Raw genomic sequence first — 22075 nt, 5'->3', positions numbered from 1 at the left:
AAAAACTATGAAAAAAATCATCCTTGCCCTTACATTATTAATTTCTATTACTGGTTTTTCACAGGAAATTAAATTTGGTAAAGTATCAAAAGAAGAACTTGAAGAAAAATTCTATCCAGGAGATTCTACTGCCAACGCAGCTTACTTATTTAAAGAAAGAAAAACTTATTATGAATACAATAAAAGTTTAGGATTTCATGTTGTAAACTATTACCATTACCGTTTAAAAATATATAACAAAGAAGGTTTAGATCGAGCTACATTTAACATTTTATATGCTAAACCTGAATCTGGTAGCGGTGAAAAAGTAACAAACATAAAAGGTTACACATTCAATCTTAATGATAATGGAGAAATAACTGAGACCAAATTAAATAGTAACAGCATATTTCAAGAAAAAATAAATAAGTACAGAAGTTCAAAAAAGATTACTATGCCAGATGTAAAAGAGGGATGTATTATAGATATTAAATACAAATTATCTTCTCCTTACTATTATTACATCGATGATGTTTCATTTCAAACAAATATTCCTACTAAAAAATTACACATTGAAGTAGAAACACCTGAGTGGTTTGTTTTCAATAAAATAAGTAAAGGTTTTTATTCTGTAATACCAAAGTCATCTAAAAAAACAAGAGACATTAATTACAACATAGATGTTTACGATGCAGAAAACATCCCTGCTTTAAGAGATAATGAACCTTATATCTCAAATATTAATAATTATTACGGAGGTATAAAATATGAGCTTTCTTATACTCAGATTCCTAATTCCACAATAAAAACTTATGCTGACACTTGGGAAAATGTAAGTAAACAGATTTATAAATCTTCAAGTTTCGGGAGTGAACTAGAAAAAAGTAATTATTACAAAGACGATTTGCAAGTAATATTATCAACAGCAAAAGGTGATGCTCAAAAAGCTGTAGCTATATTCGAATTTGTAAAAAATAAAATAAAGTGGAATCAGTACAACAGTAAATACACTGATAAGGGTGTAAAAAAAGCTTACGAAGAAGGCACTGGTAATGTGGCTGAAATAAATTTAATCCTTACAGCTATGTTACGAGAAGCTGGTTTAGGTGCTAATCCTGTATTAGTTAGTACTAGAAATAACGGAGTTCCACTTTTTCCTACGTTGGACGGATTTAACTACGTTATTAGTTTTGTTGAATTTACTGATGGAAGCACAATGTTATTGGATGCTACAGAGAAATATGCTATTCCAAATGTTTTACCTGTAAGAGCTCTAAACTGGAGCGGAAGGAAAGTTACTAAAGAAGGGTATTCTACTTGGGTGAACTTAAATGCAACAGAGCACTCTTCTGAAACAAATATGTTAAAGGTTAAAATTGAAGAAGAAGGTTCGATTTCTGGATTACTAATGACTAAAGAAGAGATGTTGAATGCGATGTTAGGAAGAAAGAGATATAATCATTTTGACAAAGATGAAGTTATTTCAAAACTAGAAGAAACTCATAATATAGAAATTGAAAACTTTAGAATTAGTAATAAAGAGGATTGTTATAAATCCTACAATATGATGATAAAGTTTAGTTCAGATGATCTTGTTGAAAGTATTAATGGAAAACTACTTATAAATCCTTTATTATTTTTAACAGAGAAAACAAATCCTTTTAAATCTGACGACAGAACCTTCCCAGTTGACTTTGCCTCAGCTTGGAAAGAAACTAATAATATTTCTATCGAAATCCCTGAAGGCTATACGCCAGAAGCTTTACCAGAGCAATTTGCTATTGGTTTGCCAGATAATTTAGGTGTCTTCAAATTTAAAGTATCTCAAACAGGAAAAATAATTGAGGTTAATTCTATTATTCAAATTAATAGCCCAATTATTGCGCCTACTTATTACAGCAGTTTAAAAGAATTTTATTCAAAGGTAGTCGCTAAACAGACTGAAAAAATTGTACTAGTAAAAGGATAAATAAAGTTTATGAAAAAAATTAAATTAATACTACTTATTATTATAAGTAGTATTAGTGTTTACGCACAAAAGAACAGTAAAACTCCAAAGTTAGGACAAACCACTAATGAAGAACTTTCTATGAAGTTTTACGAAAAAGATTCAACGGCTAGAGCTTTAGTTTTAGAAGAGAAAGGGTATATCTGGGTTGATAGAAAAAATAAATATGACTTTCGAACAGATATATATAAAAGAGTAAAAATCTTTGATAAATCCGAAATAGATTTAGCTACAATTAAAGTGAATCTTTTTGGTGAAGAAAAAATAAAGTTTATTAAAGCCATTACTTATAATATTGAAGATGGAAGAACTACAGAAATTCATCTTCTTGAAAATAAAATATATAAAAAGAAACTATCTGAAAAGTGGCAACAGGTATCCTTCACTTTACCAAATATAAAAGAAGGAAGTGTAATCGAATATTCCTACAGTTTATTTTCTCCTTATTTTAAATTAGATGATTGGAATCTTCAAGCAAATATTCCTAAATTAAAAAGTGATATTGTAGCTGAAATTCCAGGTAATTATAAATACAATTTAAGACTGCAGGCTTATAAAACTTTAGATCGTGAAAGGTCATATGTTAAGCGTAGTTGTATTCTATACCCAGGAATTGGTGAAGGAGACTGTGTAGTTTACGAGTATGGAATGGATGATATTAGGGCTTTTATAAAAGAAGACTTCATGTTATCTCCTAAAAATTATCTAGCTAAAATTATTTTTGAACCTGTTTCCTTTACAAATCTAAAGGGTGTAAAAAAGACTTACACGCAAACTTGGGAAGATGCTGACAAAACGTTACGAACAAACTTCTTTGATGGACAAACTTCAAAAGCATCTTTTTTCAAAAAGAATTTACCTTCAGAAATATTAAATATTATTGACGATAAAGAAAGAGCTACTAGCATATATAATTTTCTTCAAGAAAGATTAGTTTGGAACAACAATTATTGGTCTCAAAATAAAATTAGGGTAAAGCAAGTTTATCAAGAAAAATCTGGTGGTGTTGATGGTATTAATCTAACATTGTATAATGCGCTTAAAGCTGCTAATATAGAAAGTTATTTAGTTGCACTTTCAACTAGGGAAAACGGTACTATTACAAAACTCTTTCCTTCTGTTACAGACTTTAATTATGTCTTAGTCAACGTAATTATTAACAATGAAAGTTATTTACTCGATGCAACCGAAAAAAACTTAACTTTTGGAGAAATACCTTACAGGTGTCTTAATGGTGAAGGTAGAGTTTTAGACTTTGAAAAAGAAAGCTATTGGGAAGAGATAATTCCAAAATTCAAAACATCTTTACGAAATCGAATAAAAATTCAATTCAATGAAAGCAATGAAGCTTTTGCAGATATAACAAGAGAAACTAAAGGATATTACGCCTTTAATGAAAGACGTAAACTTAACAGTAAATCTGAAGAGAAATATCTAGAAGATTTCGAAACAAAGAACCCTGATTTAGAAGTAGAAAAATTTGAAGTCATTTCTAAAAAAGACCAAACAGTAAAAACGTCTTATACTGTAACCTTACCAGAAATAACTACTTTACAGAAAACGATACGTTTTTCTCCTTTTATTTTAGATAAATACAAAGAAAATCCATTCAAATATAATCAACGACATTATCCAATAGACCTAGGTTATGAGTGGAGTGATTCATATACAATTTTTGTTTCAGCTCCAGACGGATATCAATTATTAAAGATTCCTCTTAGCAAAAATTTTAAAATCCCATACAACGGAGGTGAAATAATCTATAAAGTTCAACGGTCAGGAGAGAATTTAAAAATTTTGATGGACATAAAACTAAATAGAAACAAGTATAATAATACGGAATATCATAATCTGAAAAAATTCTTTCAAGAAATAATAAACTTGCAAGATTCTTTTATCGAATACAGTAAAGAATAAGAATAATTTTTAGCATGAAAAAAAGATTTTCAATACTATATACTCTTATAAGTAGTATTTTTATTCATAGTCAAAGCAATACTGAAATACCCGAATTAGGTAATATATACAAGCAGGAAATTTTCATGACACAATATGAAAAAGATTCCACGGCTGATGCGCTAATTCTTGAAGAGATTTGCAAAGTGTATCCCAGTAAGTATAAAAAATATAACTATACTAAAGAATACTACGTAAAAATTAAATTTTTTAGTAATACAGATCTAAGTAAAGCTAGAATTGAGATACCGTATTTTAAAAATAGTAAACTTGAAAACATAGCAGGGATAACCTATAATTTAGACGAAAATGGAAATACCATCAAAACAAAACTTGGAGAAGAGTATATAAAAAATACAAACTTTAATAATGTTGTAAAAGGTAAATCCTTCGCTATGCCTAAAGTAAAAGAAGGCTCTATCATTGAATATAAATACACAATATCTGTAAATAACTATGGAATATACGATTGGTATTTTCAAACTGATATTCCCAAATTAAAAACGAATTACTCAGCTTATTTCTCTTCAGATGACTTTAAGGTAAGAACTATTGGATATTTAACACCAAAAAATATAAGCAAGACTGAGTGTAAAAAAAATACTATGTGTTCTTTAATATATGAGATGGATAATGTTCCTGCTTTTAAAGAAGAAGCTTTTTTAACGAATAAAAACAATTACATTTCTCGTTTAACTTTTGAAAGATCATACATATTTGATCCTTATGTAAAAAAAGGAGAAAATAGAGAATGGAATACAATAGATAAAGCAATTAGAAATAGATATGATGATGAACTTGATAAAACTAGGTTTTATAAAAGAGAATTACCTGATAGTATTTTAAATGAACCTAATGAATTAACTAGAGCAAAAAAAGTTTTCTATTTTATACAAAACCACTTTACACTTGACAATAATACCGATCAATACTTTTACGAAGCTTACAAGAATAAAAAAGGAACAATACAGCAAATTAACCTTTCGTTGTATAATGCTTTAAAAGCTGCTAACATTAATAATCCTAATTTGGTATTGCTATCAACTAGAGCAAATGGGTTTGCTACAAAATTACATGCAACTGTTATAGATTTTAACTACAGAGTTGTATTAGTAAGTATAGATGGAAAAAAATATTTCCTAGATGCGTCACATAAGCATTTACCATTTGGTTTAATTCCTTTTTTCTGTTTAAATGGCGATGGAAGAGTTTTCAACCAAACAAAACCTAGCTACTGGGAACCAATAACTTCTAACAGCATTCCTTCAAATCAAAAAACAATAATTAGAGCAAAATTAAACATAGAAGATAATATTTTAGAAGGTAAACTAAAAGTTGTTTCCAATGGTTATTATGCCTACAGTAAACGAAAACAATTAGCTCTTCCAAAAAACAGTGAATTATTAATAAATAGCATTGAAGAAAAACATCCTTACGTAGAAATTAATAAATCTGATTTCAAAAACCAAAAAGATGTTGAATCTCCTTTATTAGAGACGTATTCTGTTTCTTTTGAAGATGTAATTTCAAGAGGGAAGTATATAAAGATTAGTAATCTAATGATAGGATCTTCCTCACTTGAGAACCCCTTTAAAATGAAAGAGCGCATGTATCCCGTTGACTTTGGTTATGCAAAAGAAGAAAATTTTAGAATATCCATTTCTTTACCTAAGAATATCGAAATAACTTCTATACCAAAACCAGAAGGCATACAATTGCCAAACGATGATGCTTCTTACATTTTTAAAGCGGATATTAAAAATCATATCTTAACGATTAACTTTCAATATAACATCAACAAAAAAGTCTTTTTAAGTAATCAGTACGAATCTCTTAAAGCATTCTATGACAAAATGGTTAAAGTTCAAAACTCTTTAATTGAGTTTAAAGTCAAAGACATGTAAAACTCTTTAGAAAAGGCATTATTACAAACTTCTTCTACGTTTGTAGAAAAACTTTTGTTCTAAGCTTGTAGAATTTAATTTTTATTTCTACATTTGTAGAGTTAATTCTAAATTCGTAGAAATGCAATTGAGCAAAACAGAAGAACAGTTAATGCAATTATTATGGAAACTAAAAAAAGGATTCATGAAAGATATCCTTGCTGAATTTCCAGAACCAAAACCTGCAACCACAACTGTAGCAACGCTGTTAAAGAGAATGCATGAAAAAGGTTTTATAGATTATAAATTATTTGGAAAGTCAAGAGAATATTATCCTCTCGTAAAAAAAACAGATTATTTCTCTAAGCATGTTAACGGTTTGATAAAGAATTTCTTTAATGATTCTGCAAGCCAGTTTGCTTCCTTCTTTACAAAGGAAACAGATTTATCGGTTTCTGAATTAGAAGAACTTCGTAAGATTATAGACAATCAAATTAAAGAACAAAAGAAATGATTGCTTATTTAATTAAATCGTCAATTTGCCTACTACTCTTGCTTGTTTTTTACAAGCTTCTGTTAGAAAAAGAAAAAATGCATCAATTCAATCGTGCATATCTTTTGGGAAGCGTATTATTTTCATTTTTGGTACCATTATATGTAATTAACATCTACGTGCCTGTTGAAACGCTAGATTTTCCGCTTGACTTTAACGGAGAGTTATTAAACAGGGAAATACTTCAACAGAAAAAAGAAATTAGCTATTGGACAATTGCTGGAATCTTGTCTCTAGTTATTTCAACAGTATTCTTTGTTCGTTTCATCGTAAACCTATCTAAAATCATATTAAAGATAAGGCAGAACACAAAAATCAAAATTGATAATGCTACGCTTGTTTTAGTTGAAGATTTAATTAGTCCGCATACATTTTGGAATTACATTTTTATCAATAAAGAAGAATATAAAAACGAAAAGTTAGAAGAAGAATTACTTACACATGAATTAACACATGTCACACAACGACATACAATAGATGTATTATTAATTGAATTATTGAAAATAATATTTTGGTTCAATCCTTTATTCTACTTCTTAAAAAAACTTATTCAACTAAACCACGAGTTTATTGCAGATAACAAGGTGATTCACCTTCATAAAAATATTTCTGAGTATCAACATTTGTTATTAAACAAAGCTGCTTGGAACAACGATTATTACCTGGCCAGTAATTTGAATTATTCATTAACAAAAAAACGATTAGTTATGATGAGCACACGAACATCAAAAGTCAATAATTGGCTGAAAAAACTAGCAGTAATACCACTGCTAACAGGAAGTATTTATGTTTTCGCAGAAAGAGTAGAAAGCTATGAAATGAAAAACAATTCACTTTTAGATTCAGATATTTCAAATCTAGAATTCCCTAAAAGTGAAGAAACAAACATTTCTCCTTTGGAAGATATCAAGAGAAAATTATCAGACAAAGACGCTTTAAAATCTAGCATTGAAAACAAAGATAACTCGAAGCATACATTTCTTGCTTCAATTGAAAAAATAGATAATAATACTATCTTAAAATGCTACAATTGCGAACGTTGGGCAAAACTAAAAGTTCCTATGAATAAGGAATTTACAATCACAGATTGGGGTTTCACTAACAAATCAAATGTAGATCAAGGAGCTTACGCATTTACGATTAAAATCACAAATAATGAAGTTTACTTCAAAGGATTGAAAAATACCGCATGGAAAACATTAGGTTTTACATTACACCCGAATAAAAAGCAATATATCAATCAGAATGGGATGATTGCTAACAAAAAAGAGAAAACCACTCAAAAAGCTACAAAACGAAATCTAAAATCTGAAGCAAACCACATAAAGGAAACTTCTATTCAAGCAACAAATAGTGAAATTTCTTATAGCTCAGAACAGCGTAAAAAAGGCACAACTCAAAAAGTATATACTACCGAGCTCAGTCAAAAAAATATCGATCCTCTTAAGGTTGAGATACAAAAGTCAGCTAAAAGTTCTAATCAAGAAATAAATAAGCTAGACATCGATCAATCAGAAAAGATTTCAGATTATAAAAAACTAAAGAAGAAATATGATAAGCTGAGGCAACTAAAACCTCATTATATTGAAAGCGAGCCTGAGCGTAAAAATGAATTAGATCAGTTATACTCAGACTTAGGATCGAAATATTTCCGACTTACAAGAGAAAATAGACGTAAAATTAATCGTGCGGTTCGCCCATATGCACCTTATGTTAAAATTAAGAAGGTAAATGATTTTTATTACAGATTGCCGAGTGAGTTAACAGAAGAGGATAAACTATACATTCCACCACCACCACCCGCTCCAGATGCTTCTGAAGAAGAAAAACAAAAAGTTAAGGAAGCATATCGTAAATGGTTAAACCAAACAAGAAAATACTCGAAAGATAAAAAAGCCCGACCTGTCAAAATTGAAGTAAAGGACAAATCAAAAAAAGGAATGGTTAAAATAAATAACCAAGATTTGTACTATATTACAAACACTAAAGGAACAAAGTATTATAATCGTTGGGGACAGGAAGTTAACAAGAATGGTGAAATTATTAATCCAGAGAAAAAATTCCCTGTTGTAAAAAAAGGAGACAAAACTAATATTCCACCCCCACCTCCACCACCAAAACAAAAAGTTTTAAAACAAACTCCTAGTAAAGGTACGGTTAAAGTGGATGATAAAACTATTTACTATATCACAAACAAGGAAGGAACAAGGTATTATAATCGTTGGGGACAACAAGTGAATAAAAAAGGAGAAATTATAAATCCGGAAAAAAAATTCCCTGTTGTAAAAAAGACTGATGAAACTAATATTCCACCTCCGCCTCCACCACCAGTAAAAAGACAGTAAACAAATTAAAATGAATATGTTAAAAGCCTCATAAAAGAGGCTTTTTTTGTAACATAAAATCGAAACTATCGTTCTTATAGTATAAGCTTATACTATGATCAAACAATTTTTTCTGATTTGTTCTGGTGTTGATCAAGATTTAATAAAAGATTGTTCCAACGGAGAGCAAAATAAATACGCCGGAATTGGTGCCACCGTATTTTTCACCGCTTTAATGGCTGCCATAGCTGGGAGTTATGCTTTATATACAGTTTTCGACAATGTTTACACCGCTATATTTTTCGGTCTTATTTGGGGTTTACTAATTTTTAACCTCGATCGTTTTATTGTTTCTACCATAAAAAAAAGAGAAAAGAAGAGTCAGGAATTTATACAAGTTTTACCTCGTTTACTATTGGCAATGATTATTGCAGTAGTTATATCCAAACCTTTGGAACTAAAAATATTCGAAAAAGAAATTAATCAAGTTTTGTTAACAAAGAAAAATCAAATGACACTTGATAACAAAACCCAAATTGCTCAACAATTCACTCCCGAAATACAAAATTTACAATCAGAAATAAACGGGTTAAAAGAAGAGATTACTCAAAAGGAAACTGAAACCAATAATTTATACGAAACCTACATAGCCGAAGCCGAAGGAAGAGAAGGCACTAAAAAAATAGGAAAAGGCCCTGTTTATAAAGAAAAAAGACAAAAACACGATGCCTCTTTGAAAGAGTTATCCGAATTAAAACAACTAAACTCAGAAAAGATAACAACAAAGGAAAATGCTATAGCTGCACTTATTCAACAACAAAAAGACACCGAAACAAATACGCAACCCATTATATCAAATTTTGATGGACTAATGGCGAGAATAGAAGCTTTAAACCAACTACCTTGGTTACCTTCATTTTTTATTTTCTTATTGTTTTTAGCTATAGAAACTGCTCCTATTTTTACCAAACTTATAAGTCATAAAGGAGAATATGATTATAAACAGGAAAATCAAGAATCTCAAGTGAAATCATGGATTCAACAACAAGTAGATCAACGCAATAAAATTGCTTCTACTGATATCGATTTGAATACAAAAATTTATGAAGATTTAAAATCTGAAGAAGAACTGTATGCCTACAAACAGAAAATAGCAACCGATTTAATGAAGCTTCAAGCTGACACTTTTTTTCAAAATCAAAAAAATATATTATAAACTGAAATAAAATTCAAAAAAACAGGCTTTTACAAAAAATTATGCAGTACCTTGTGCCTTTTAATATTTAATACATTTATAATGAAACAAGGAACGGTAAAGTTCTTTAATGAATCTAAAGGCTTTGGATTCATCACAGAATCAAATTCAGGTACAGAATACTTTGTACACATCTCAGGTTTAGTTGACGAAGTTAAACAAGGTGACGAAGTAGAATTTGAACTTAAAGACGGTAAAAAAGGATTAAACGCTGTAAGTGTTAGAGTAATTTAATATATAACAACATTTAATTTTTTTAAAAGCATCTGATTTACAGGTGCTTTTTCTTTTAAATTAATACTTCAAAAAGCTTTTTTATTAAAAAGATTTAATACATTTGCACACTCAAAATTCCGACCTAGTTTCGGAAATTTAATTTAATAATTAATAATCAAGGTCGTGTACCTTAAAATTTAACAAGTATGCCTGTAAAAATTCGTTTACAAAGACACGGTAAAAAAGGAAAACCATTTTATTGGGTAGTAGCTGCCGATTCAAGAGCTAAAAGAGACGGTCGTTTCTTAGAGAAAATCGGAACTTACCAACCAACAACAAACCCAGCAACTATCAATTTAGATGTTGATGCTGCTGTAAAGTGGTTACAAAATGGTGCTCAACCTACTGACACTGCAAAAGCAATTTTATCTTATAAAGGTGCTTTATTAAAGAATCACTTAGCGGGTGGTGTTAGAAAAGGTGCTTTAACTGAAGAGCAAGCTGAAGCAAAGTTCAACGCTTGGTTAGAGGAAAAAGCTGCTAAAGTTGCTGGTAAAACAGATAGTTTAGCAAAAGCTCAAGAAGATGCTAAAGCTAAGGCTTTAGAAGCTGAAAAAGCGGCTAACGAAGCTCGTATTGCTGCAAAAGCTCCTGTAGTAGATAGCGAAGACGCTGCTACTGAAGAAGGTGGAGATAGCGAAGAGTAAAAAAGACAACGATAATGCAAACAAAGGATTGTTTTTATCTTGGCAAAATCGTTAAAAAACACAGTTTTAAAGGCGAAGTAGTTATCAAATTAGATACTGATGAGCCTGATCTGTACGGAAATTTGGAATCAGTATTTGTCGAACTCGGCAATAATCTGGTTCCTTTTTTTATTGAAAAATCTTCATTAAGCAAAGGCACAATGCTTCGTGTAAAATTTGAAGGTGTAGATTCTGAACAAGACGCTGAGGCCATTTTACGATCAGGTATTTACTTACCACTTACATTCCTTCCTAAACTTACAGGAAACAAATTCTATTTTCACGAAGTTATAGGTTTTATAATTAAAGACACTTCTTTTGGTAATGTTGGTATTATTACAAATATTAACGATACTGCTGCTCAACCTTTATTTGAAATTGACAGAGACGGAATTGAAGTTTTTATTCCGATGATAGATGATTTCATTAAAAAAGTTGATAGAGAAAATAAAACTATTGAAGTTGAAACTCCTGAAGGATTAATTGATTTATACATCAATTAGTAACCATCAACATAATTTAAAATATCCATAATATCACTTTCTGAAAGCTTAGGATTATTATGTTCTGATTTATTGGATTGCCATTCTGCATTCAAAGTAATTACATCAACATCTTTCTGATTAATTAAAACCTGCTCATCCTTAATATACTGAATCAACCATTTTATTTCCCATCGTTCTTTTAACCCTCTTCTAAAGCCATCTCTAAAAGCTAGTTTGTGACAACTATTACAACCTTCATTCATCCATAAATCTTTTCCTCTTTCCATAGACAACAACAACAAAGGGTCAACTTGCTCTTCTATTTCACCTTTCAGAGTATGTTTTGCTGGATTATAATCAGTTGCTGTTTGTATTCTTACCATCCATGAAATCATGAATAATAAAACTACAGATATAATACTTCCAAATATGGTATTTGCAGAAATTTTCATTTATTTATAACTATCCAAATAGTTCAAAATATCAGTTAGTTCTTGGTTTGTCAAATGTTTCTTATCATGTTCTCCATTTGACCAATTATACAATTCTTTTAAAGCTAATACTATTGAATCTTTACCTTTAATTAAAGATGATTCATCTCTTATAAACTGAAACAACCATTCTCTTGAAACCCTACTTGTAACTCCACGAATAAATCCATCTCTTTTATCTGGTTTATGGCAACGATAGCAACCTTCATCCAAAAATATAGCTCTACCTCTTTCTACTGACTGTTTCATAACTCTAGCTTTTACAACTTTATCAGTAACATCAGGATATTCTTGCTTCGTTTGTATTCTTACCATCCATAAAATCATACATAATAATATAATAGTTATAATACTTCCAAATATGGTATTTGCAGAAATTTTCATTGGATTATGCTTACTTATATTTCATATAACTCAATTGGTAAATTATCAGGATCATTAAAAAAGAAAAAACGTTTTCCTGTAAATTCATCTACTCGTATTTCCTGACAGCTAACTTCATTGGATTCTAAATACACTTTCCACTCTTCCAGGTTCTTAACAGCAAATGCGATATGTCGTAATCCAGTTGCTTCTGGAAAAGATGCTCTTTTGGGCGGGTTTGGAAACGAAAACAATTCTATTACGTAAGTTCCATTTAAGCATAAGTCTAGCTTATAAGAAGCTCTCTCTTCTCTAAAAACTTCCTGTTGAATCTCAAAACCTAAAACCTTGGTGTAGAAACGTTTCGAAACTTCATAATTTGAGCAAATAATGGCTACATGATGTAGTTTTTCAATTTTCATAATTTAAAACGTAAACTCATAAACACAATCTTCTTTACCTTCAAAAATACTTTTCATCCCTACAAAAACAAACCCTAGGTTTTCAAGTAAGCGTTGCGACTTTTCATTATTAGGAATAGTAAAAGCATACACTTTTTTTTGTTGAAACTTTTCTTTTATATAATCCATCATTAATAACGTAGCTTCACTAGCAAACCCCTTACCTCTACTCTTAGGTAGTAATGCATACCCTACATCTATAAAATCCAAGTTTTCTCTTTGTAAAGCAGATGACATTCCTATTGGTTCATCCGCGTCTTTAGAAATAATAGTAAAAAAGCCTAAACCATTTAAAAGTGCGTTCTTTAGTAAAATATCTTCTAGGTAAGCTCTTGTTTCCTCTACAGACCTCAATCCCTTATCATTTATATAAGTAATCCAGTCTGGATCATTAAACAATTTGAAGTAAAAAGGAGCTTCTTCAACTGCAGCCTCTCGTATTATTAATCTATCACTTTCTAATAACATTATGCTAGTTTTTAAGTCAATAATACGAATTTCAAAAGGCAAATTTAGCTTGAGCCAAAATTAAACCATAATAAAATGTTAAATTTTTGTTATTTTTTCCGTTATTGCAGGTAAGTTATAAAATATCGTCTGATAGATAGGTATTTATAAGAGAACCTGAAACTCCAATAACGTTTTCAGGAAATGTTGAAAAAAATCAACAACATCAAACTTTAAAATATACAATGAGAAAATTAATTGTACTCCTAGTTGTAGTAATTTGTTCTTGTACAACGTCTAATGAAAAACAAGACAAAAAGGAAATTCTAGCACTTTTAAAACATCAAGAATCAGATTGGTCTAGACATGATCTTGATTGCTTCATGCTAGGGTACTGGAAATCAGACTCTTTAAAGTTTCAGGGAAGAAATGGCATTACCTATGGATGGAAAAAAACCATAGAAAATTACAAAAAAAGTTATCCTGATGAAGAACATACTGGAAAATTAAAGTTTAAGATAAGATCCATCACTAGAATAGAAAACAATAGTTATTATGTTATGGGTGAATATCATTTAACTCGTGAAATGGGTAATGCGGATGGAATCTTCATGATTATTTTCAAAAAAATAAAAGGAGAGTGGAAAATTATAGCTGATACTTCCTGCTAAATTAACGCTAAACAATGGCTTTGCTAGTATTTTTGAATTTTCAACTTTCAAACTTTTACCCTACTTTCGCGCCATTAAATATAATACATGAGTTTACTCCAAGAATTACAAGATAGAAGTGGAAATCAATGTGAATTGTGTACTTCAAAAAATAGTCTAAGTATTTATGAAGTTCCTCCTATTTCTACCGGAGGTGTAGATGGAAGCTTATTAGCTTGTGAAAACTGCCAACATCAAATCGAGAATCCAGATACTACGGATTCTAATCATTGGCGTTGTTTAAACGATAGTATGTGGAATGAATTTCGTGCTGTAAAAGTTGTCGCATGGAGACTATTACATCGCTTAAAAAAAGAAGGCTGGCCACAAGATTTATTAGACATGATGTATTTAGAGCCAGAAGAGTTAACTTTTGCTCAAGCAACAGGAGAGCATTTAGATGACAGTGAAAAAGTTATTCATAGAGATAGCAATGGTGCTATTTTACAAGCAGGAGATAATGTGGTTCTAATTAAAGATTTAAAAGTAAAAGGCTCTAGTATGGTGTGTAAACAAGGTACTGCTGTTAGAAGAATTTCTTTAGACCCAGAAAATGCTGAATATATTGAAGGAAAAGTAGACGGACAGAATATTGTTATAGTAACAAAATATGTGAAAAAGTTATAATCAAACTTGCCTTATTCATCTGTTAATTATACATTTGCAGCCGTTAAATTATTAATTTTAAGTTTATGAAAAAGATACTTATAGCTATTGCTATGGTTAGTTCTGTTATTACTAATGCACAAGATGAAAATATTAAAATAGGCCTTAGCAACCCCGCAAATGGTATTAAAATGAATATGAACTTTCCTAGTTATAATGGAGGTTGGGCACGAGGTTTTAGTATAGCCAATGAATTAGGAGATAATTTTATAAGTTTTGGTGCCTTTGGTTCTTCACAAAATGGTGTTGCTTCATTTAATTATGGATATATAGGTAAAGCGTATAATGAGACTTATATGGTTTTTAAACCTAACGGTTATGTTGGTATTGGTACAACAGCTCCTAATTCTATCTTAGATATAAAATCTGAAACAGATAAAGTAGCATTAAGATTATCTATGCCTACAAATGAAGACGCAGCTTCCTATGAGATTAAGTGGGATAACACAAACAACAACGTTATACACAGAGTCCAATATTCAAATAATTACTACAATGTTATTGATATCAATAGAGTTAACAGAAATATTAGCTTTACTGGAGGTAATGTAGGTATTGGAACTTCTAATCCAAGTCATAACATGGACATAAGCAACAATAGTACTTTACGAAATGTTGGAGTAGAACTTGATGCTTCACACTATACAGGCACAGGTACTTCTCATTCTTATATTCAGTTTAGAACACCAAACTATAAAACAGACAATGTATTAACAGATGGTGCTGCTGAAATTGGTCTTTCTAATGCTAACGGTAATTTATATATTACAAGAAAAACCAATGTAGGTTCAAATTCGCACGGAATAGTTTTAGACAAAAATGCTAATGTAGGTATTGGAACAACCAATATTCCTTCAGGGTTTAAACTAGCTGTTACTGGTAAAATGATTACCGAAGAAGTTACCGTTAAATTACAATCTACTTGGCCAGATTATGTATTTACAAGTGCATATAAATTACCAACTTTACAAGAAGTTGAAAAACACATACAAGAAAAAGGGCACTTAGCTAATATTCCATCAGCAGAAGAAGTTTCTGAAAACGGAATCGAATTAGGTGAAATGAATAAAAAGCTTTTAGAAAAAGTAGAGGAGTTAACTTTATATACTATTCAACAAGAAAAAGCTATTGAAAAGCAAGGTAAAGAAATTGATGAGCTAAAAGCTTTAGTAAAAAAGTTAATTGACGCTAAAAAATAAGCACTTTCTTAAGTAAGGATAAAACTTATAAACGTCATTGCGAATAAAATGAAGCAATCTACTAATCGAAAGTGAGATTGCTTCGTCGTTAATTCCTCGCAATGACGTTTTATTTTGGATTAAAAAAGATTCCTAATTTCTTCAGGAATTCCAATTTATAAACTTCAAACAAAACTATTTCTCTGCGTTATAATACACTTTATAGAACTTCATCTTCTTATCCTCGTCATAACCTCTTTCTAGATATTCCGAAGCGGCATCAGGAGCATCAATATCAATTTTAATTTGAATATTAGTATCCAGTTTAATTTCTGTTTTTAATTTCCCCTTTTCCTTCTTTAAAACAATATCAGATACTTCAAAGTTATTTCTAACTAATACATCATTTAACTTTTCAAAATGTTTCTTGTAATCTTCAAACATATCTTTATGCTTCTCATCTTCGAAAATCTCATCTTTGAATGTATGATAATCTACACTCTCGTGCTCTTTGAAATAGTCAACCGTATTTGCTAAAAAGTTTCCTTGTTCATGCTTACCAAATTCTGGCTTGATAATTTCCTCAGAAAAATCTCTACACAACTCTAAGTAATGTTGCGTGTGCAAGTTCCTATCATCTGCATATTTAACGTTTAAGAAATTTTTAATCCAATATTGTGCATCATAGTTATTATTATCTACAGATAAAACAACTGTTCCTTCTGCATCCGAAGAATTTAAGATTAAACATCCTTTATCTAATCTTTTAGTAGAAATACCTTTTTGCACAACCACATCAAAACTATCATCATCTAAATAGGTTTGGAAAAAATCTACTTTATTTTCTATTTTAAAAATTCCTACAGCCTCAGTTAATACATCTTTATATTCAATTCCTTCGAAAAGAACTACTAAAACATCTCCAGTTTTAATTTGGGCTGAGTTAGATTGTTCATATAAATGATTTACAATATTCTTAGAATTTTCAATAAAGGTTTCTTCATCTTCAAAAATCTGAGAAGTGTAATTATTAATTTCGTTCAGACGAATATCGGCATGATGATTAAAACGATAACTCTGAGTAACTCCTCCAAATGGTTTTAATAAAAAAGGAACTAACAACTCATAGCTCTCTTCATCAAAACGGACTAAACTCTCAGAAAAAGAATTGCTTCCGCTATTGTATTTATTTGCTACTTTGTGAATTATACATTTTGAAATTTCTACACGAGTTCTTTTGATCATCTTTCTAAAAATTAGGCAACAAAAATACGTATTTTAGTGTCGTATAAAATAGTTGATTTATGAAATTATTAGGTATAGGATCAAGAATTAATCATCCTGAATATGGATTTGGTGTTGTTACTAATGTTGACAATAAACATTACTGGGTTACCTTTCAAGAAAATGGCTTGGAAACTATTACTTTAAATGATGAGTTTGAAACCATTGAAGCTGTAGAAAATGAAGTAGATACAGTAAGTTTTTATGAAGTAGAATCTTCGTTACGTAAAATTTTAAAACAATGGAGCGATGTTTCTGAGGTTGTTCCTATTTCAGATAAATTTAAAGGAGGAAAATTAATTATAGAACCTTCTGATTCTAACTTAGCTTCTAAAGAAATTCCTATAGATACATTCTTTCATAAAATTGTTATGGTTAGAGATCGTATTCGAGTAATGGAGCAAAAAATTAATGCTAGTAAAACGTTAGATGATCAAGACAAAATAGATTTACAACAGTACATCACTAGAATTTATGGAAGTTTAACCACTTTTAATATATTATTTAAGTTGAAATCGGATCACTTTGTTGGAGTAAAATCAAAATAAAAAAATGCGGCAACTTATCACCAGTAAATGATTATGCTTGCCGCACATGTTATAATAGGGATTATTATAAAGGTTCATCGTCCGAGCGACAAATGTAAGTAAACCCCTAAATATCAAGCTATAAAAAATGTTATAGAAAAGTTAATATTTAAAATTAATTGTTAATTGATCCGGTAACAGTTTAAAAGATTTTCTATGATATTTAGTCGGTCCGTGCACTTTAATACCTTCTCTATGCTCTTTTGTTGGATATCCTTTGTTTTTTTTCCAATTATACATTGGAAACTCTTCGTGAATTTTCTCCATGAATTCATCTCTATATGTTTTGGCCAACACAGAAGCTGCGGCAATACTTAGAAACTTTGCATCACCCTTAACAATAGTTTCATGAGGAATTTCTTTATACGGCTTAAATTTGTTTCCATCAACAATAATAAACTCAGGAACAGTATTTAATCCAGCTATTGACCGATGCATTCCTTCGATAGACGCTTGCAAAACATTTAACGTATCTACTTCTTCATTATGTATAAAAGAAACGGCATATGAAAGTGCGTGCTCCTCAATAAAAAATCGAAGCTCATTTCTTTTTTTTTCAGATAATTGTTTGGAATCATTTAAAAAAGGATGCTCAAAATCTTCAGGTAAAATTACTGCTGCGGCTACTACTGGTCCCGACAAACAACCTCTTCCCGCTTCGTCAGTTCCTGCCTCTAAAGTAAATCCGCTGTAGTTTAATTGTAGCATAACACAAATTAACAGTTTTCGTAGATAAGATTCACATTTATTTTCGTTTTATTATTTTACATTTGCCTTTATGAAACAATTTTTCATACTAACATTTTTTTTAACTTGTTTAAGTGTTCAAGCTCAGTTTAGAACAGTTAACGGAGGTTTTGCTAGAGGAGGAAACAGAGGTGTTGACTCTTTGGCTAATGATGAAATTAGTGTAAAGTTATTGGGTAAAACCAAATTTACCGATTATAAAGTCATCAATATAAAGAGAGACACCTCATATATAGATACTACACTGACAATTCAGAAAGAATATCAACACAATTTTAGAAGAAAAGATAACTTTGAGTTATTGGCTTTTCATAATCAAGGACAGACTTTTAACTCCTTAGGATATAATTTTAGAGATCTTTCTCAATTTCCAGATATAGGTTTTTCCGCTAAACAGTTTAACTACCTTAACATTAGCGATATTGATTATTACAGAGTTCCAACTCCTACTACTCAAATAATGTATAAAACGGGACAGGAACAAGGACAAGTATTAGATGCTATTTTTACGTTTAATTTATCCAAAAGACTAAACCTAAGTTTTGCTTACAGAGGATTAAGATCATTAGGACAATATAGACGTTCCTTGTCTAGCTCGGGTAACTTTAGAGCTACAGCTACATACAGCACTCCGAAAGATCAATATAACTTAAAAACACATTTAACAACCCAAGATTTTACGAATGAAGAAAGTGGTGGGTTAACTCCTGAATCTTTACAAAATTTTATTAATGATGATCCAAATTTTACTGATAGAGGAAGATTAGATGTAAATTTAGATAATGCTGAAAGTTTATTAGATGGAACTCGTTTTTATTTAGACCATAATTTTAAATTATTTGATAGTAAAGATAGCACCAATACTAAAAATTTTAGTAATCTAAAAGTTGGACATCAACTACATTATGAAAAGAAATTTTTCACGTTTGAACAAGGAGCAATAACACCTAGTATTTTTGGAGAAGCTAGTAAAGCAAATGGTGAACTAAGAGAATCTAGCGATTATAGATTGATAAACAATCAAGGATATTTAGAGTTCAATTCTAAATATGTTCTGGGTAGATTTCGAGTAAAAGCTAACTACACCACTGTAAATTATGGTTATGACACTATTTACAACAGTAATGTTAACAATATTAATATAACTAAAAAACGTTTAATTGGCGACGCTATTGGTTTAGGAGCAGATTGGAATGGTAGGATTGGAAACTTTAAAGTAAACGCTAATGCCATGGTTACTCCTGGAAGTGGCCATTTAGCTGGCAATCATTTAAATGGGGAAGCAATTTATGAAAAGGATAGTGTTTTTAAAGTAAAAGCCTCTTTACTATTGTTATCAAAAGCTCCTAATTTTAATCAACAGTTCTTTCAAAGTGTTTATAACAAATACAACTGGGAAAATGATTTCACTAATATAGACACTAGAAATATTGGTTTTTCTTTTAATTCTAAATGGGGAAATGCAAGTGTAGACTTTACTAATATTGAAGATTATGTTTACTTTGATACAGACAGCCTTCCTAAGCAATATAATGGCTCAATTACCTATTTAAAAGTAAAAGCCAATAAAGAGTTTAAATTCTTCAAAAAGTTTGCTTTAGATAATACAATAATGTATCAAAATGTTTCTAGTGGTAGTGATGTATTTAGAGTTCCAGAATTTGTGACTAGGAATACCTTATACTATTCAGATCATTGGTTTAAGGGCAATCCTTTACAAGTTCAAATTGGAGCTACGTTTAAATACTTTACCAATTACAGAGCAAATGCCTACAACCCATTATTAGGAGAATTTATACTTCAAAACGATACAGAGATTGGATTCCCAACTTTAGATGTATTTTTTAATGCCAAAGTAAGAAGAACACGAATCTTCTTCAAAATAGATAACATTAGCTCAAATTTTTTAGAAAAAAATTATTTCTCAGCTCCAAATTATCCTTACAGAGATATGTCTATTCGCTTTGGAGTAGTTTGGAATTGGTTTATTTAACATGAAAGAATCCTTAAAAAAATCGTGGCTACTATTTTTAATAGCTAGTTTATCTTTAGGATTAGCTCCTTTTAAAGAACCTCATATTTGGGGTAAACTAAAATGGATAGCTGGAGGAAATGCTTTTAGCGGAAATGAAGCGATGAAACCAATGGATTTGTTTGACACCTTTTTACACGGAATGCCGTGGATATTATTGCTAACATCGACGGCATTACATATTTTTTCTAGGGTATCTAAAAAATAATTACTTCGTTGTTAACTGTCTAATTTTAATTCTAAAAGCTGCAAAGATTAACGTCATAAAAGGACTTAACCAATTAAACATTGCATAGAAAGCATAATCAATAACAGGAACTCCTAATACTCCCGAATGATACGCTCCACATGTATTCCAAGGAATTAACACTGAAGTCACCGTTCCAGAATCTTCTAGGGTTCTACTTAAATTCTCAGGAGCCAGCCCTTTATCTTCAAAGGCTTTCGCATACATTTTTCCTGGAACTACTAACGCTAAATACTGATCTGAAGCAGTAACATTTAATCCTATACAAGTACACACTGTACTCGCAAATAATCCAAAAACGCTATCAAATAAATTTAACATAAAGCTACTTATTTTTGCTAAAGCTCCAATAGCATCCATTATCCCACCAAAAACCATTGCGCATAAAATTAACCATATGGTTCCTAGCATCTTTTTCATTCCTCCAGCAGTAAACAAACCTTTCAATACTTCATTTTCAGTTGCCACAGAAGTGTCTACTGTAATTGCTGTCATAACTCCTTTGTAAGCAGAATTAAAATCCAATTTTTCAACTCCAGCAACTTGCGCTACCACTTGAGGCTGAAAAATAAGTGCAAAAATTCCACCTAAAATTGTTCCTGCTAATAGTGCAATTAATGGTGGAGTTTTCTTAATAATTAACACAACTACAACAATTGGCACCAAAAACAACCAAGGAGAAATATTAAATGCTTTATCAATATCAGCTAGCATTTGACTTGTATTTGCCTCTCCTGTAGCAGATTGAGTAAACCCTAATATTAAAAAGAAAATAAACGTTATCACAAATGTTGGAATTGTTGTGTAAGCCATATACTTAATATGAGTAAACAAATCCGTTCCGGCCATAGCTGGAGCTAAATTAGTAGTATCAGACATTGGCGACATTTTATCACCAAAATAGGCTCCTGACAGAACAGCTCCGGCTGTCATACCTAATGAAATATCCAACGCTCCTCCTATTCCTATCAATGCAATACCTACGGTAGCAGCGGTTGTCCAAGAACTTCCGGTTGCAACTGAAATTACTGCACAAATAATTAAACACGCTACTAAGAAAATAGTAGGATTTAGCACCTGTAATCCGTAATAAATCATTGAAGGAATAATTCCGCTTATTAACCAAGTTCCTGCCAAAGCTCCAACCATCAACAGAATCAAAATAGCACTTGCTGTAGATTTAACACTCTCAGCAACTTCGTCCATCATTAGTTGAAAACTTACTTTATTTCTAAAACCAACTATAGCAGCTACCACTCCTCCAATTAATAAAACAAATTGATTACTTCCACTTAAAGCATCGTCTCCAAAAACATATACATTATACGCCAACATTGCAATTAACGCAATCACAGGAATTAATGCTTCCCATATAGATAGATTTTTGTTTTGTTGAATTTTTTGATCTTGAATTTGAATCTCTGTATCGTTGTTAGTCTCTTGCATTTATTGATTTA

22 protein-coding genes are annotated in these 22075 nt (G+C 30.5%); 15 read left to right on the top strand and 7 right to left on the bottom strand.

All coding sequences use genetic code 11. The annotated features are described in order from the left end of the window. The first annotated feature begins 7 nt into the window (after window positions 1-7). From EV195_RS13130 to rimM, 9 genes are all read left to right on the top strand, one after another. A complete protein-coding gene (locus EV195_RS13130; RefSeq protein ID WP_132795424.1) occupies window positions 8-1948 on the top strand; it encodes a DUF3857 domain-containing protein in 1941 nt (646 codons plus the stop codon). Window positions 1949-1957: 9 nt separating this feature from the next. Next, entirely contained in the window at window positions 1958-3904 is a 1947-nt protein-coding gene (locus EV195_RS13125; RefSeq protein ID WP_132795423.1) for a DUF3857 domain-containing protein, read from the top strand. Window positions 3905-3918: 14 nt separating this feature from the next. Further along, the gene (locus EV195_RS13120; RefSeq protein WP_132795422.1) at window positions 3919-5847 is read left to right on the top strand and encodes a DUF3857 domain-containing protein; all 1929 of its coding nucleotides are present in this window, start codon (window positions 3919-3921) and stop codon (window positions 5845-5847) included. Between the two features lie 121 nt (window positions 5848-5968). Continuing rightward, window positions 5969-6340, top strand: coding sequence for a BlaI/MecI/CopY family transcriptional regulator (locus EV195_RS13115; RefSeq protein ID WP_132795421.1), 372 nt, complete (start codon window positions 5969-5971; stop codon window positions 6338-6340). Next, window positions 6337-8724: a M56 family metallopeptidase gene (locus EV195_RS13110; protein ID WP_132795420.1), complete on the top strand. Its 2388-nt coding sequence runs from the start codon at window positions 6337-6339 to the stop codon at window positions 8722-8724. The genes EV195_RS13115 and EV195_RS13110 overlap by 4 nt, the downstream gene beginning before the upstream one ends. 94 nt (window positions 8725-8818) lie before the next feature. After that, window positions 8819-9919: a DUF4407 domain-containing protein gene (locus EV195_RS13105; protein ID WP_132795419.1), complete on the top strand. Its 1101-nt coding sequence runs from the start codon at window positions 8819-8821 to the stop codon at window positions 9917-9919. Between the two features lie 81 nt (window positions 9920-10000). After that, window positions 10001-10192, top strand: a complete 192-nt coding sequence (locus tag EV195_RS13100; protein WP_132795418.1) for a cold-shock protein — start codon at window positions 10001-10003, stop codon at window positions 10190-10192. Window positions 10193-10380: 188 nt separating this feature from the next. Continuing rightward, window positions 10381-10881, top strand: a complete 501-nt coding sequence (locus tag EV195_RS13095) for a 30S ribosomal protein S16 (protein WP_132795417.1) — start codon at window positions 10381-10383, stop codon at window positions 10879-10881. A 14-nt stretch (window positions 10882-10895) separates the two neighbouring features. Then, the gene (gene rimM / locus EV195_RS13090) at window positions 10896-11423 is read left to right on the top strand and encodes a ribosome maturation factor RimM (protein ID WP_132795416.1); all 528 of its coding nucleotides are present in this window, start codon (window positions 10896-10898) and stop codon (window positions 11421-11423) included. Here the strand turns inward: rimM and EV195_RS13085 are convergent. From EV195_RS13085 to EV195_RS13070, 4 genes are read right to left on the bottom strand one after another with little or no spacing between them, the layout of a single operon-like run. Then, on the bottom strand, window positions 11420-11857 hold the full coding sequence (locus EV195_RS13085; RefSeq protein WP_132795415.1) for a c-type cytochrome: 438 nt from the start codon (window positions 11855-11857) through the stop codon (window positions 11420-11422). The genes rimM and EV195_RS13085 overlap by 4 nt on opposite strands. After that, window positions 11858-12280, bottom strand: coding sequence for a c-type cytochrome (locus tag EV195_RS13080; RefSeq protein WP_132795414.1), 423 nt, complete (start codon window positions 12278-12280; stop codon window positions 11858-11860). Window positions 12281-12294: 14 nt separating this feature from the next. Further along, complete coding sequence (gloA2, locus tag EV195_RS13075) at window positions 12295-12681, bottom strand: SMU1112c/YaeR family gloxylase I-like metalloprotein (RefSeq protein WP_132795413.1); 387 nt, start codon at window positions 12679-12681, stop codon at window positions 12295-12297. A gap of 3 nt (window positions 12682-12684) precedes the next feature. Further along, a complete protein-coding gene (locus tag EV195_RS13070) occupies window positions 12685-13188 on the bottom strand; it encodes a GNAT family N-acetyltransferase (protein ID WP_132795412.1) in 504 nt (167 codons plus the stop codon). Between the two features lie 224 nt (window positions 13189-13412). Here EV195_RS13070 and EV195_RS13065 point away from each other — a divergent pair, with 224 nt between their 5' ends. From EV195_RS13065 to EV195_RS13055, 3 genes are all read left to right on the top strand, one after another. Next, a complete protein-coding gene (locus EV195_RS13065; RefSeq protein WP_132795411.1) occupies window positions 13413-13838 on the top strand; it encodes a nuclear transport factor 2 family protein in 426 nt (141 codons plus the stop codon). A gap of 87 nt (window positions 13839-13925) precedes the next feature. Further along, window positions 13926-14504: a PhnA domain-containing protein gene (locus EV195_RS13060; RefSeq protein WP_132795410.1), complete on the top strand. Its 579-nt coding sequence runs from the start codon at window positions 13926-13928 to the stop codon at window positions 14502-14504. Window positions 14505-14569: 65 nt separating this feature from the next. Further along, complete coding sequence (locus EV195_RS13055) at window positions 14570-15742, top strand: hypothetical protein (protein WP_132795409.1); 1173 nt, start codon at window positions 14570-14572, stop codon at window positions 15740-15742. 174 nt (window positions 15743-15916) lie between these two features. On the opposite strand, the gene EV195_RS13050 is transcribed toward EV195_RS13055, so the two are convergent. Next, complete coding sequence (locus EV195_RS13050) at window positions 15917-16966, bottom strand: nucleoid-associated protein (RefSeq protein WP_132795408.1); 1050 nt, start codon at window positions 16964-16966, stop codon at window positions 15917-15919. 59 nt (window positions 16967-17025) lie between these two features. On the opposite strand from EV195_RS13050, the gene EV195_RS13045 reads away from it, so the two are divergent. Beyond that, window positions 17026-17553, top strand: a complete 528-nt coding sequence (locus tag EV195_RS13045; RefSeq protein ID WP_132795407.1) for a hypothetical protein — start codon at window positions 17026-17028, stop codon at window positions 17551-17553. Window positions 17554-17694: 141 nt separating this feature from the next. On the opposite strand, the gene EV195_RS13040 is transcribed toward EV195_RS13045, so the two are convergent. After that, window positions 17695-18300: a ribonuclease HII gene (locus EV195_RS13040; protein WP_132795406.1), complete on the bottom strand. Its 606-nt coding sequence runs from the start codon at window positions 18298-18300 to the stop codon at window positions 17695-17697. A gap of 70 nt (window positions 18301-18370) precedes the next feature. Here EV195_RS13040 and EV195_RS13035 point away from each other — a divergent pair, with 70 nt between their 5' ends. Continuing rightward, window positions 18371-20332 carry a putative porin gene (locus tag EV195_RS13035; RefSeq protein WP_132795405.1) on the top strand — a complete coding sequence of 654 codons (1962 nt, stop codon included), beginning with the start codon at window positions 18371-18373 and terminating at the stop codon, window positions 20330-20332. A 1-nt stretch (window position 20333) separates the two neighbouring features. Beyond that, window positions 20334-20579 carry a hypothetical protein gene (locus EV195_RS13030; protein ID WP_132795404.1) on the top strand — a complete coding sequence of 82 codons (246 nt, stop codon included), beginning with the start codon at window positions 20334-20336 and terminating at the stop codon, window positions 20577-20579. Here EV195_RS13030 and nhaC read toward each other — a convergent pair whose 3' ends face one another. Beyond that, window positions 20580-22064 carry a Na+/H+ antiporter NhaC gene (gene nhaC, locus EV195_RS13025; RefSeq protein WP_132795403.1) on the bottom strand — a complete coding sequence of 495 codons (1485 nt, stop codon included), beginning with the start codon at window positions 22062-22064 and terminating at the stop codon, window positions 20580-20582. Between the last annotated feature and the right edge of the window lie 11 nt (window positions 22065-22075).

The organism is Tenacibaculum skagerrakense (genome assembly GCF_004345825.1).
Classification (GTDB): Bacteria; Bacteroidota; Bacteroidia; order Flavobacteriales; family Flavobacteriaceae; genus Polaribacter; species Polaribacter skagerrakensis.
The sequence above is the reverse complement of the archived record's forward strand: the minus strand, read 5'-3'. Positions and strand labels throughout refer to the sequence as shown.